We start from the raw sequence: 12,203 nt of genomic DNA, 5'->3' as shown, positions 1-12,203 counted from the left end.
AGCTGAAATTTGATAAAATAGTAAGGAAAGTTAGACTGTATTGCCTACTGTCTATCTATAAAATATATTTTATTGGAGGCTTTTACTCAAATGGCAAAAGAAAAATACGATCGTAGTAAACCACACGTTAACATTGGTACTATCGGACACGTTGACCACGGTAAAACTACCCTAACTGCAGCTATCACAACTGTTTTGGCACGTCGCTTGCCTTCATCAGTTAACCAACCTAAAGACTATGCGTCTATCGATGCTGCTCCAGAAGAACGCGAACGCGGTATCACTATCAACACTGCGCACGTTGAGTACGAAACTGAAAAACGTCACTACGCTCACATCGACGCTCCAGGACACGCGGACTACGTTAAAAACATGATCACTGGTGCCGCTCAAATGGACGGAGCTATCCTTGTAGTAGCTTCAACTGACGGACCAATGCCACAAACTCGTGAACACATCCTTCTTTCACGTCAGGTTGGTGTTAAACACCTTATCGTCTTCATGAACAAAGTTGACTTGGTTGACGACGAAGAATTGCTTGAATTGGTTGAAATGGAAATCCGTGACCTATTGTCAGAATATGACTTCCCAGGTGACGATCTTCCAGTTATCCAAGGTTCAGCTCTTAAAGCCCTTGAAGGTGACACTAAATACGAAGACATCGTTATGGAATTGATGAACACAGTTGATGAGTACATCCCAGAACCAGAACGTGACACTGACAAACCATTGCTTCTTCCAGTCGAAGACGTATTCTCAATCACTGGACGTGGTACAGTTGCTTCAGGACGTATCGACCGTGGTATCGTTAAAGTCAACGACGAAATCGAAATCGTTGGTATCAAAGAAGAAACTCAAAAAGCAGTTGTTACTGGTGTTGAAATGTTCCGTAAACAACTTGACGAAGGTCTTGCCGGAGATAACGTAGGTGTCCTTCTTCGTGGTGTTCAACGTGATGAAATCGAACGTGGACAAGTTATCGCTAAACCAGGTTCAATCAACCCACACACTAAATTCAAAGGTGAAGTTTACATCCTTACTAAAGAAGAAGGTGGACGTCACACTCCATTCTTCAACAACTACCGTCCACAATTCTACTTCCGTACTACTGACGTTACAGGTTCAATCGAACTTCCAGCAGGTACTGAAATGGTAATGCCTGGTGATAACGTGACAATCGACGTTGAGTTGATCCACCCAATCGCCGTAGAACAAGGTACTACATTCTCTATCCGTGAGGGTGGACGTACTGTTGGTTCAGGTATGGTTACAGAAATCGAAGCTTAATTCGATTTAGTTCCCAGAAGAACAATTATTTAAGTCAGACACTAAAAGAATCTTGCTATGCAAGGTTCTTTTTTTCAGATATTGAACTAATGCTCAATGAAAATCAAAGAGCAAACTAGGAAGTTAGCTGCAGGATGCTCAAAATACTGTTTTGAGGTTGTAGATAAGACTGACGAAGTCAGTAACCATACATATGGCAAGGCGAAGCTGACGCGGTTTGAAGGAGATTTTCGAAGAGTATAAAATTGAATTGCTTACAGAAAAAGCTCCATACACTAGATGTGTATAGAGCAATGGGGGATTATTTGATATAGAGTTCTTGGTTTTTCAAGACAATTTCACGTACGCTCGCAAATTTCTTGAGTTTTTTGATTTCTTCTGGATGAGTGACGAGAGTGATAACATAACCTTCCTTGCCCATACGGCCAGTACGGCCAGCACGGTGTGTGTAGGTTTCGCTATCTCTTGGGATATCAAAGTTTACGACACATTCTAGGCTATCGATATCAATTCCACGAGCCAAAAGCTCAGTTGCAAGGAGTAGGGTTAGTTGCTTATCTTTAAACTTTTCTAATATGACTTTTCTAAATTTGACATTAACATCACTAGCGAGGGAAACAGCCAAGATATCACGATACTGTAATTTTTCTTCTGCACTTCCAAGGTCTGACAGGCTGTTAAAGAAGACTAGTCCGCGGAAATCCTCAACATGAGCCAGTTTTCGTAGCAGATCAACGCGGTGACGTTGGTCTACCTGCATGTAGAAATGCTGGATATTATCCAGTTTTTGGTCAGAGAGATCAATGGTACGTGTGTTTGGCGCAATCTTTTCTTGGTCAAACTTGGTCGTCGCACTCATATAGACGAGTTGGTGGTCACGCGGTGCGTAGTGAGTGATTTTCTCAACAAAGTGAATCTGAGAATCATCTAGTAATTGGTCGAATTCATCCAGGATGATGGTTTCCACATTCATCATCTTGATTTTTTTCAATTTAATTAGTTCAAAGATACGGCCAGGAGTTCCAATCAGAATTTCTGGTCCTTTTTTAAGGCGTTCAATTTGTCGTTTTTGACTTGAACCTGATAGGAAGAGTTGAGCTGTCAAACCGATAGCTTCTGCCCACGTTTTACATACATCAAAAATCTGTCCAGCAAGTTCTGTATTTGGTGCTAGAATCAAGAGTTGTTGGGCTTTTTTCTTTTGAAGTCTGAGAAGACTGGGCAGGAGATAAGCTAGGGTCTTGCCTGTTCCTGTTGGGCTCACTCCTAGGAGGTTTTCTCCAGCAAGAAGGGGCTCAAATAGTTGGGTTTGAATGGGAGTGAATTCTTGGAAACCGAGTTGGTCACTCAGTTCTTGCCATTCAGTCGGTAGTTTGGTTTTCATTTTTCTGCCTCAAATCTAATGCCAGCAGTCTGGCGCATGGTATATAGTAGCTCATGAACAGAGCCTGCATCATCCAGCCAATTCTGGTAGAGTGTCTGGTCTGGTTGCTGAATCATCTGTGCAAATGCAGCGACTTCCTCAGTCATCGTATGAGGAGCCTGTTGGATAGGGAGCTGGACTTGATTGCCTTGGTGGTCGGTAAAAATAGTCGAGCGAACATGCTCAATGGTGTTGAGGGTCAAGGTACCATCTGTCGTATAAATTTCGCAAGGAAGATTGGAAGTAATGTTTTTCCCAGCCTTGATGTGAACCTGAAAGTTTGGGTAGAAGAGGATACCATCTCCATTTAGGTCAATGCTATTGTCAAGCTGTTGAGACTGGTAGGTCGCGTTCTGGGCTTTTCCAAAAAGGCGAACGGCAGCGTAGAGAGGATAAATCCCCAAATCCATAAGAGCTCCACCAGCAAAACGGTCTGAAAAGACATTTGGTGTCTCCCCAGCCAACAAATCTGGCATTTTGGAAGAATACTTGGCATAGTTGAGATCTGCTCCTAACACTTGCTTATCTGCTAAAAAGTTTTTGATGATAGTGAAAGCTTTCTCATGGTAATTACGAGCTGCTTCAAAGATAAAACAGTGATTTTTTTCAGCTGTTTGAACCAAATCTAGCCAGTCTTGTGGCTGAGTGACAGCTGGCTTTTCAAGAATGACATGTTTACCAGCAGACAATGCAGCTTTTGCCTGAGCAAAATGCAAGGAGTTTGGGCTAGCAATATAGACCACATCAAGGGAGCTCTTGAAGAAGTCCTCTACTTGATTAAAGAGTTGGATATTCTGATAGCGAGAAGCAAAGGTTGCCGCAGTTTCTAGTTTTCTAGAATAGACTGCGACCAGCTTGTATTCTCCACTGGCATGGGCTGCTTCTATGAAGTGGTGGCTAATAGCCCCTGTTCCGATGACACCTAATTTAAGCATAGATACTCCTTTTCCGATTTTAAATCCTTCTTTCATTATAACATAGATGGACGAGACTATCCAACAGAGGAGAAAAATTGGTAACTTCTAAAACTAACTTCCAGTTTCCCACAACCTAGCTTTTAGTATGAGAAAAACGCGTGCCATCAGTGGAAATCCGTCTTAGACTAACTTCCACTGGTTTTCTTTTTCTTGATATATAAGAGTTCAAAAGAGAAAAGACTCAGAAAAAAGTGCACGACAAATAGCCCTAAAACAGAGTCGTCTTAGAGTAACTTCCAGTTTTGGGAGAGAGGTGGAAGTTACTTTGAGAAGTTACAGAGGGTAAAAATTTTTAAATAAGCTACTAGGCTAGGTCTTTTCCAAAGAAAGTGGTACAATAATTAGATGAGTAAATGAAATGGGAAGAAAAATGAGGTTACTGCCTATAAGAAAAATATCACGTCAGTCTAAGAGGCTAGCGCTTTTTTTGACTTTTTGTGCAGGATATGTAGATGCCTATACTTTTATTGTCCGAGGGAATACTCTTGTTGCTGGACAAACTGGAAATGTCGTCTTTCTATCAGTAGGGCTCATTCAACACAATGTTTTAGATGCTAGTGCTAAAGTAATGACCTTGCTAGCTTTTATGATGGGGGTCTTTTTACTAACGATTTATAAGGAAAAATTGAGAATTGTGAAAAAGCCCATTCTGTCATTGATTCCTTTGGCAATCTTATCAATCATTATTGGTTTTGTGCCGCAAACTGTAGATAATATCTATCTAGTGCCGCCCTTGGCCTTCTGTATGGGACTGGTGACAACTGCTTTTGGTGAGGTTTCGGGTATTGCCTATAATAACGCTTTTATGACAGGGAATATCAAACGGACCATGCTGGCTTTTGGAGATTATTTCCGAACCAAGCACACTCCTTTTTTACGTGAAGGGATTATCTTTGTAAGCCTGCTTAGTAGTTTTGTCCTTGGCGTTGTCTTTTCAGCTTATCTGACGATTTTCTATTATGAAAAGACCATTCTTGGTGTTCCTATTATGATGAGCATTTTTTACATCAGCATGCTTTTTGCCTCTTGGCAGAAAAAAGTAAAAGAAAAAGCTTCATTTTAGGTGTTATTACTTGTAAGAAAATAGGAGATATGCTATACTTGAAGAGTTGACTATGCACGTTCCTGTGCAACCGCACGAACATCGTTGCTTGATTATTCAAGTTTAAGTGGTTCGTCCCACGATGCTAGGCGAGTCTTCACAAAAAATTCGGGGGAACCCATAAAAATCATAGGAGGTGCATAATGAGCACATACGCAATTATCAAAACTGGCGGAAAACAAGTTAAAGTTGAAGTTGGTCAAGCAGTTTACGTTGAAAAATTGAACGTTGAAGCTGGTCAAGAAGTTACTTTTAACGAAGTTGTTCTTGTTGGTGGTGAAAACACTGTTGTCGGAACTCCACTTGTTGCTGGAGCTACTGTAGTTGGAACTGTTGAAAAACAAGGAAAACAAAAGAAAGTTGTTACTTACAAGTACAAACCTAAAAAAGGTAGTCACCGTAAACAAGGTCACCGTCAACCATATACTAAAGTTGTCATCAACGCAATCAACGCTTAATTTTAAGGAGAACACATGATACAGGCAGTCTTTGAGAGAGCCGAAGATGGCGAGCTGAGGAGTGCGGAAATTACTGGACACGCCGAGAGTGGCGAATACGGCTTAGATGTCGTGTGTGCATCGGTTTCTACGCTTGCCATTAACTTTATCAATTCTATTGAGAAATTTGCAGGCTATGAACCAATCCTAGAATTAAACGAAGATGAAGGTGGTTATCTGATGGTTGAAATTCCAAAAGATCTTCCTTCACACCAGAGAGAAATGACTCAGTTATTCTTTGAATCATTTTTCTTAGGTATGGCAAACTTATCGGAGAACTCTTCAGAGTTCGTCCAAACCAGAGTTATCACAGAAAACTAACACGGAGGAAAACATTATGTTAAAAATGACTCTTAACAACTTGCAACTTTTCGCCCACAAAAAAGGTGGAGGTTCTACATCAAACGGACGTGATTCACAAGCTAAACGTCTTGGAGCTAAAGCAGCTGACGGACAAACTGTAACAGGTGGATCAATCCTTTACCGTCAACGTGGTACACACATCTACCCAGGTGTAAACGTTGGACGTGGTGGAGACGATACTTTGTTCGCTAAAGTTGAAGGCGTAGTACGCTTTGAACGTAAAGGACGCGATAAAAAACAAGTTTCTGTTTACCCAATCGCTAAATAATCGCTCTAAGTAGCATTAAATAAGGCTTTCCGAGTTTTCGGAGAGCCTATTTTTTTATTTTGATACCCATGCTGATACCCATATTTTAAAAACCAATGTAAGAAGCGAACTTGTCAGCCACTTCATCCTTTGCTTTTTGAGTGACATGAGCATAGATGTCCATAGTGGTTTGAATATTCTCATGACCTAATCTTTCCTGAACTTCCTTGATAGTGGCACCAGCTTCGAAGAGTAGTGAGCAGTGTGTATGCCTAAAACCATGAGGTGTTATTCGTTTGAAATCAGGATGCTTCCTCCAGATTCTGTTCAACATATTGTTGACATGGACAACACTCTTAGGTTCTCCATTCTCGTTTTTAAAAAGAAGTCCTTTTGTACTACACTTGTGCCAATCCTTTAAAACCTTAATTGTTTTTGAATCGAGGGTAATTGTTCGGGCACTCTTTTTTGTCTTTGGAGTCTGAAAGATCAGTTTATTATCTTCCCCCTTGGCCAAGGTTTGATTGACAGTAATCTGTCCTTTTTTTAAATCAATATCAGACCATCTTAGAGCGCTAATTTCATTTTTTCGCATTCCGGTAAAAGCTAGTAATCTAAAATACGTCAGCATTTCATCATCGTCGAAGCCTTTAACGATTTTGAAAAATTCCTTCAGTTCTTCTTTATTGTAGAACTTTTCAAGTTCATCTGTATTATTTTTTTGTCGTTTAGGCTTCAGTGTCTTTCTCATTGGATTCGTTTCAATCAACTCCATCGAAATAGCATAGTCAAAGATTTGATTTGCTATGCTGATGATTCCAAAAAATCTTTTGTACTCGTCTGCCCACTTATTAACTTGAGTTTGACACATAGTCATAGTAATCTTGTTTATAGCTTTATCTCCAAAAATCGGCAAGATATGACGGTCGGCAATGCTAGTCTGGCTTACGTAGGTTGACTCTTTAACAGTGTTTTTATAATGGTCCTTCCAAATCTCATAGACTTGTAGAAAGGTGGTTGTAGTGGTGTTTTTTACTCTGAATGTCTTTTTTTCATACTCAGTGATGCACTTTGCTTCAGCAAGTCTCGCCTCACGTTCTGTTTTAAAGCCACGACGAAAGGTTTGAATCTTCTTGTTAGTCAACGGATCTATTCCATGATAGGCTTTAAAGTAATAAGCAGTAGTTCCATTTTTTTGATATTTTCCAATCATTGATTTTACCTCACTTTTTTGATAAAATGGGTATAGTAAAGAGGGCTTTTTAATGCCTTTTACTATCCAGTATATCCTCACACTCAGAGTCGCCAAACTTTGTGAGTGTGGGGATTTTTTTGTTTTGAATTATTCCAAACCTGAGCTAACTTTAGAAGTCAACAAGAAAGATCCGTCGTCTTGTTTTGAAAACGAAAGAATAACGCTCTTGTATTTGCTACCAGCAGAAGTATATGATACTGTCTTGCTGTCGTGGTCGTTAACCGAACTAGTAGTAACGTTGTTAGGTTCTCCGTGAACACTAGCAACGTCATCGTAGTTAGTTCCACCAGCTCCATAGTTGATAATATCGCCAACTTGAAGCGCATCAAACTGTTCTTTTGTCCAGTTAAATTTAGCATCTTCTTCTTTTTGAGATGATTCGATAGAAGAGCTTACAGAGCTAACAGTCTCTTCAACGTTTTTACCTAGTTCTTTCAATGATTTAGCGTACATTGCTTGAGTTACTAATACAATAGCAATAGACACTACTGCTAGAACCGTCCCAATAATAGCTAGCGTCTTTGGTCTTTTTCTGTTTACTGCAAAACCAATTAAACCGAAGATAAGAGCTAAAATAGCTAAAATGAATGAAAAATTATTGATAATAGGCATCCATGAGCCAAGTAGAGCCAGCGCTCCGAAGATAATAGCTAGAATACCTAAAACTTTACGTTCCTGTTTCATAAGAAACCTCTCTATCAGCTTTTAGTGTGGATCAGTTGTTGCACATATTTATTTTAATTTTCTCTGTATATACTCACGACTTCGCCGATAGTTCGGACGTCGTTGCTTTCGTCTAGGTGTATATCTTCATAATCTGGATTCAAGCTTTCAAGATATCCCTGACGCAGTTTCTTGACATAGTTAGCGCCGTCTACTTGGAAGATGCCGATAGTGTTATAGTCAACTTGAGGTGTATTCTTGATAAAGAGGTAGTCGCCATTTTTTATCTTTGGCTCCATAGAGTTGCCGACGACATAAGCGATAGCATCGTAGTCGTCTGGGATTTCATCCTCATAGAATGAAACCTCCATATCTAAATCGTCGTCCTGCATCGAACCACTACCAGCTGAGACAACCCCAGTAACACGACGGTAAGTAGTCTGTCTGTAGTCGTCCAGTCTGATGATGTTTTCTGATACTTCGTTTATCTTCGTTTCTTCTTCGTTTTGCTCTGTGTACATCTCGCCGTTTGCTTTTTGTCTCTCCAGAAGCTCCTCAGAAGTCCGTAGCACGATTTTTTTATTATCTGGGGTTAATTGTACCACCTTGTCCGTTATCTGCTGTGTGAGCGAATCTGGGGACGCTGTGGGGGTGGTAACTTTAGAAAGACTAAATAGTTGTTGTGGCTCAACTTCGAGAGCAGCAGCATAAATTCTAATATCTGTTTCGTCTAATTGTCGTTTGCCGTTTTCATGATTGGATATAGTATTTTGTTTAAAACCAGTCAACTGTGACAATTCGTTTTGTGTCATTTTCTTAGATTTTCTGATTTCTTTAATAGAATTACCTAGTATATTCATAAACATTTCCTTTCTCTACTAATATATCACAATGAGATAAAAAAATAAATAAAAAAATCTCAAAAAGTGATAAAAAATCATTGACTTATATCTCAAAATGAGATATAATAGTCTTGTGAGGTTGAGAAAGGCAATCTTAAGACAAGGAAAACAACAGAAAGGATGGACTAAATGAAAAAGCACAAAAAGAAAAGACTTACCAATGAAGTCAAGATCGGTTTGATAATAGCCCTCATCAATCTAATCTCTGCACTGGTAAATCTTATATCAAAACTCTTCTAGGAAGAGAGTGGAAGGGGCGAAAGCCCCAACCACTATTGTGTAATTTCATTATAGCACAAGGTAGAAAAAATGCAAAACAAAACCGCTAAATTTATCACTTGGTCTTTGATTGCCTTAACTATTCTAGTTATCATTATTACTTGGCTTATATAAGAGAGGAGAATTATTGTTGACAAATAAAGAGAAAATACGTTCTCAATTTCTTCTTCCTAAAATTCGATTAAGGGAAGAACGTAGAAAAAGAGAGCTTACTACGTTATACATGGCGGACTTGATTGGGTTAAAAAATCGTCGTCAGTATGAACTTAAAGAAAAAGGTCAGTTTCCTTTTCAGGATTATGAAATGGCAATTATTGCTAATAAATTCGGAATGAGTGAAACTGACTTATTCTTCAGTTAAAAATATCTCAAAAGGAGATAAAACAAACAAAAGTCAAGAAGGTCAAACTTTTTCAAATTCGATAGAATAATTCTATCAAAACTGTTGACAAGTACCAACAGTTTTGAAAAGACCTATTAGTAGAAAGGAAAAAGTCAATGTATGGAGCGAAAATGAGGGAGCTGAGAATGGCTCAAAAGCTGGGCTTGCGTGAGCTTGCTAAGCGAACTTTGATAGACTACACGACCTTGTCACGGATCGAGAACGACCTGAAGACAGTGACGCTGTCGCAGGCGGTGGTCATCGCCAAGGCGCTAGGGTGTAGGGTGGAAGATATGTTGTAGGAGGAAATACTATGAACAACGCAGCGCAAAAAGTAACACGGATTGACAGAGATGCTTGGGAGATCGCTACGGATCTGGCGAACGAATACGGCGTATCTATTTGTCACATCATCAGCGAGAGCGTCCGCTACTGTGCAGAGAATGCCGAATTTAAGGAGATGGACGTTGTCGTTAAACGATTGGTAGTCGGCAGTAAGGTGCTGGAGTAGGAGAAGAAGGTGGAAAAAATTATAGCTTACTCTGTTGAAGAATTATATAAAAAAGTTGCAGAACAAGAAAAACGCATCTCAGAAATTGAAATGCGTTTAGGAATTAAACATTTGGAAGAAACTTCATCATAAATTTAGATTTGAAAATCTGGATGATAATATCTACATAGTTTTTAAGTTGAGGTAATGAAATACTGGTACTCTTGTTCCAATGGGTATAGCCATTACCGACTGTTCGGATAAAATGAAGAGCACCTTTTAAGAGGTCATCATTTTTTACATACCTATCAATGGCATTGTTAAAAGTTAATTTTGGATCAGATAAATATTCTTTATCGTCTAATTCAAAAGCCAAGGCGTAATCTTTAATTAAGCATTCGATAGCAGAGCGATATCCTGTTCCTGCAATGTTTTCCAATCCCATCTTTTCAGCCTCAACCGCTTCACTGTAAAACTCTACAAATCTAGGAGCATGTTCAATGAAAAGATCGTCTATATCGATAACAACTTTATTGGGATAAACAAGGATCATAGTTGTTTTGTCATCTTGGTTTAAATACTCTTGATTCGTCATATGGTATTTCTTACAAGCTGGACAACGATGGTGCAGAGTAAAAACGTAACCTTCTTGGATTTCTAATCTTCCTACTTCGTTGGTGGTTGGATTGTTTCCGATTCCACACAAAGGACAAGATTGAGGAATTTGAATCGTTAAAGTTTTTGAGATCGCACTGAAATAATAATCAACAGTAGATACTTCCATAAGATTTCTCCAATCGTTTTTATTTCATTATACCAAATTTAGAAAGGAACTTTATGAACGAAATTTTTAATTTTCACGGGCAGGAAGTCCGTACTTTGACAATTGATGACGAGCCGTGGTTCGTTGGGAAAGATGTTGCGGATATCTTGGGGTATGCTAAACCTCTGGACGCAATTTCTCGGCACGTTGATGAAGATGACTCCGTGAAATACGGACTCACCGACAATTTAGGTCGAACACAAAATACTATTATCATCAACGAATCTGGTCTCTACTCTCTTATTCTATCCAGCAAGTTACCTCAAGCCAAAGAGTTCAAGCGTTGGGTGACATCAGAGGTCTTGCCAGCTATTCGCAAGCAGGGCGGTTTCATCCGTGAGGACTTGGACGAGGATGCCTTTATCGCTCTGTTTACTGGCCAAAAGAAATTGCGTGAGCAACAAGCGACAATGCTAGAAGATATTGACTATCTCAAGAGTGAGCAACCAATTCATCCAAGCTATGCTCAATCGCTCCTGAAGAAGCGTAAGGCTAGGGTCGTGGCTTGCCTTGGTGGTATAGACAGTCCAGCTTATGCGGATAAGATTTTTGCTCAGTCGGTATTTAGACAAGCTGAGGTTGATTTCAAGGACCACTTCAACATCAGTCGCTATGACTTGCTACCGAAAAAATTTGCGGAAGCAGCGCTTGCTTACTGGATGACGTGGGAGCCAAGCACAAACACTAAGATGAAGATTATGGACCTGAACGCTTTTAGTCAAGCGTAGGGAGGAGAGGAAAATGAGACCAAGACGATATCCGTATAGTGGGAAAAAAAGAGTCCACCTTTGTGAAGGTAAACCCTGAGTTGGTAAAAAGATTCTCAGGAAATACTAGTTTTCTTGAGCGTTTACAAAAAGAGACTATCAGTTTCGGATTTAATTATAGCAGAAAGATAGAAATAAAAAATAGAAAGGAAGACAGAGGGATGGCAAAACTGAATATCTCTTTAAGAAGTACGTCTGTAGATGATGCTATTGAAAAAATAGCTCGTATTAAAGAAGCACATCCAGAAGATGTGCTCCAAATAGATGTTACGATTCTGGATGATCACCTTTTAAATTCGTAACAGTTTTATAGAATCGCTTGTAGAATTGTTCAATGGCTTCTTCTGTTAATCCAGACTTTGGAATACTATGTGCAACTCGAGTATTAAAGTGTTCGACGGTAATTTTTGTAAGTTCTAAAGCGATTTCTTTGTCAGATAGTGTCATTAAATCTCCTCCTTTCTATTGATTATTTTGACTAAAACGGTGAGAGGTCCTAGTCAAGATTATTATAGCAAATTAGGAGAAAACGGCATCGGTCTTGAGACTGATATAGGAGGTTGAATGGAAGATAAAATTATTGAACTTGCTGATTACTTTATCAGCGAATCGACAACGTACAGAGAAGCTAAAATAGCGTGTGAGAAGCTATTTAGACAAATCAGCCATGAGATAGAACTCAGGGCGATGGAAAGTGAGATAGTTTGACAACAACGCAAAAAAGCACCTGACATAAATCGAGTCCA

Annotated in this window: 20 protein-coding genes and 1 other annotated feature; of the genes, 13 read left to right on the top strand and 7 right to left on the bottom strand. The window is 39.4% G+C overall.

The window, feature by feature from the left end:
• Positions 1-90: 90 nt before the first annotated feature.
• Positions 91-1,287, top strand: a complete 1,197-nt coding sequence (gene tuf / locus SMIDD28_RS04675) for an elongation factor Tu (RefSeq protein WP_001040726.1) — start codon at positions 91-93, stop codon at positions 1,285-1,287.
• A 96-nt stretch (positions 1,288-1,383) separates the two neighbouring features.
• Entirely contained in the window at positions 1,384-1,530 is a 147-nt protein-coding gene (locus SMIDD28_RS12145; protein ID WP_081103215.1) for a hypothetical protein, read from the top strand.
• Between the two features lie 58 nt (positions 1,531-1,588).
• On the opposite strand, the gene SMIDD28_RS04670 is transcribed toward SMIDD28_RS12145, so the two are convergent.
• Both SMIDD28_RS04670 and SMIDD28_RS04665 read right to left on the bottom strand, forming a co-directional pair.
• Positions 1,589-2,671 carry a DEAD/DEAH box helicase gene (locus SMIDD28_RS04670; protein ID WP_061425064.1) on the bottom strand — a complete coding sequence of 361 codons (1,083 nt, stop codon included), beginning with the start codon at positions 2,669-2,671 and terminating at the stop codon, positions 1,589-1,591.
• The gene (locus tag SMIDD28_RS04665) at positions 2,668-3,645 is read right to left on the bottom strand and encodes a Gfo/Idh/MocA family protein (protein WP_061425062.1); all 978 of its coding nucleotides are present in this window, start codon (positions 3,643-3,645) and stop codon (positions 2,668-2,670) included. The genes SMIDD28_RS04670 and SMIDD28_RS04665 overlap by 4 nt, the downstream gene beginning before the upstream one ends.
• Positions 3,646-4,045: 400 nt before the next feature.
• Between SMIDD28_RS04665 and SMIDD28_RS04660 the strand changes: the two genes are divergently transcribed.
• The 4 genes from SMIDD28_RS04660 to rpmA all read left to right on the top strand — a co-directional run bounded on the left by SMIDD28_RS04660 (position 4,046) and on the right by rpmA (position 5,917).
• On the top strand, positions 4,046-4,750 hold the full coding sequence (locus SMIDD28_RS04660; protein ID WP_081103214.1) for a YoaK family protein: 705 nt from the start codon (positions 4,046-4,048) through the stop codon (positions 4,748-4,750).
• Positions 4,751-4,808: 58 nt separating this feature from the next.
• Positions 4,809-4,896, top strand: a sequence feature (ribosomal protein L21 leader region).
• 36 nt (positions 4,897-4,932) lie between these two features.
• The gene (gene rplU / locus SMIDD28_RS04655) at positions 4,933-5,247 is read left to right on the top strand and encodes a 50S ribosomal protein L21 (RefSeq protein ID WP_000109141.1); all 315 of its coding nucleotides are present in this window, start codon (positions 4,933-4,935) and stop codon (positions 5,245-5,247) included.
• A 15-nt stretch (positions 5,248-5,262) separates the two neighbouring features.
• On the top strand, positions 5,263-5,607 hold the full coding sequence (locus SMIDD28_RS04650) for a ribosomal-processing cysteine protease Prp (RefSeq protein ID WP_000613699.1): 345 nt from the start codon (positions 5,263-5,265) through the stop codon (positions 5,605-5,607).
• A gap of 16 nt (positions 5,608-5,623) precedes the next feature.
• Positions 5,624-5,917: a 50S ribosomal protein L27 gene (rpmA, locus tag SMIDD28_RS04645; RefSeq protein WP_000916509.1), complete on the top strand. Its 294-nt coding sequence runs from the start codon at positions 5,624-5,626 to the stop codon at positions 5,915-5,917.
• 85 nt (positions 5,918-6,002) lie between these two features.
• Here the strand turns inward: rpmA and SMIDD28_RS04640 are convergent, their stop codons facing one another.
• The 3 genes from SMIDD28_RS04640 to SMIDD28_RS04630 all read right to left on the bottom strand — a co-directional run bounded on the left by SMIDD28_RS04640 (position 6,003) and on the right by SMIDD28_RS04630 (position 8,674).
• Positions 6,003-7,109, bottom strand: coding sequence for a site-specific integrase (locus SMIDD28_RS04640; protein WP_061425060.1), 1,107 nt, complete (start codon positions 7,107-7,109; stop codon positions 6,003-6,005).
• 129 nt (positions 7,110-7,238) lie between these two features.
• Positions 7,239-7,835, bottom strand: coding sequence for a CD20-like domain-containing protein (locus tag SMIDD28_RS04635; RefSeq protein WP_061425058.1), 597 nt, complete (start codon positions 7,833-7,835; stop codon positions 7,239-7,241).
• A 53-nt stretch (positions 7,836-7,888) separates the two neighbouring features.
• On the bottom strand, positions 7,889-8,674 hold the full coding sequence (locus SMIDD28_RS04630) for an XRE family transcriptional regulator (RefSeq protein WP_061425056.1): 786 nt from the start codon (positions 8,672-8,674) through the stop codon (positions 7,889-7,891).
• A gap of 451 nt (positions 8,675-9,125) precedes the next feature.
• Between SMIDD28_RS04630 and SMIDD28_RS04625 the strand changes: the two genes are divergently transcribed.
• The 4 genes from SMIDD28_RS04625 to SMIDD28_RS12400 all read left to right on the top strand — a co-directional run bounded on the left by SMIDD28_RS04625 (position 9,126) and on the right by SMIDD28_RS12400 (position 10,020).
• Complete coding sequence (locus tag SMIDD28_RS04625; RefSeq protein ID WP_023938094.1) at positions 9,126-9,356, top strand: hypothetical protein; 231 nt, start codon at positions 9,126-9,128, stop codon at positions 9,354-9,356.
• A 137-nt stretch (positions 9,357-9,493) separates the two neighbouring features.
• Positions 9,494-9,679, top strand: a complete 186-nt coding sequence (locus SMIDD28_RS04620; RefSeq protein WP_061425053.1) for a helix-turn-helix domain-containing protein — start codon at positions 9,494-9,496, stop codon at positions 9,677-9,679.
• 11 nt (positions 9,680-9,690) lie between these two features.
• Complete coding sequence (locus SMIDD28_RS04615; RefSeq protein WP_061425052.1) at positions 9,691-9,888, top strand: hypothetical protein; 198 nt, start codon at positions 9,691-9,693, stop codon at positions 9,886-9,888.
• Positions 9,889-9,897: 9 nt separating this feature from the next.
• Positions 9,898-10,020, top strand: coding sequence for a hypothetical protein (locus tag SMIDD28_RS12400; RefSeq protein WP_265182525.1), 123 nt, complete (start codon positions 9,898-9,900; stop codon positions 10,018-10,020).
• On the opposite strand, the gene SMIDD28_RS04610 is transcribed toward SMIDD28_RS12400, so the two are convergent.
• On the bottom strand, positions 9,992-10,651 hold the full coding sequence (locus SMIDD28_RS04610; protein WP_061425051.1) for a DUF4145 domain-containing protein: 660 nt from the start codon (positions 10,649-10,651) through the stop codon (positions 9,992-9,994). The genes SMIDD28_RS12400 and SMIDD28_RS04610 overlap by 29 nt on opposite strands.
• Before the next feature lie 53 nt (positions 10,652-10,704).
• Here SMIDD28_RS04610 and SMIDD28_RS04605 point away from each other — a divergent pair, with 53 nt between their 5' ends.
• The gene (locus tag SMIDD28_RS04605) at positions 10,705-11,418 is read left to right on the top strand and encodes an ORF6C domain-containing protein (RefSeq protein WP_061425048.1); all 714 of its coding nucleotides are present in this window, start codon (positions 10,705-10,707) and stop codon (positions 11,416-11,418) included.
• Between the two features lie 38 nt (positions 11,419-11,456).
• Positions 11,457-11,759: a hypothetical protein gene (locus SMIDD28_RS11865; protein ID WP_196756367.1), complete on the top strand. Its 303-nt coding sequence runs from the start codon at positions 11,457-11,459 to the stop codon at positions 11,757-11,759.
• On the opposite strand, the gene SMIDD28_RS04595 is transcribed toward SMIDD28_RS11865, so the two are convergent.
• Positions 11,725-11,904 (bottom strand): hypothetical protein, encoded by a 180-nt coding sequence (locus tag SMIDD28_RS04595; protein WP_061425045.1) that lies wholly within the window; start codon positions 11,902-11,904, stop codon positions 11,725-11,727. The two genes, SMIDD28_RS11865 and SMIDD28_RS04595, sit on opposite strands and share 35 nt — an antisense overlap.
• Before the next feature lie 117 nt (positions 11,905-12,021).
• Between SMIDD28_RS04595 and SMIDD28_RS11860 the strand changes: the two genes are divergently transcribed.
• On the top strand, positions 12,022-12,165 hold the full coding sequence (locus SMIDD28_RS11860; protein WP_196756358.1) for a hypothetical protein: 144 nt from the start codon (positions 12,022-12,024) through the stop codon (positions 12,163-12,165).
• The last annotated feature ends 38 nt before the right edge of the window (positions 12,166-12,203 follow it).

The sequence above is a fragment of the Streptococcus mitis genome, assembly GCF_001579045.1.
Taxonomy (GTDB): Bacteria; Bacillota; Bacilli; order Lactobacillales; family Streptococcaceae; genus Streptococcus; species Streptococcus mitis_D.
This window is presented reverse-complemented; position numbering and strand designations above follow the sequence as displayed.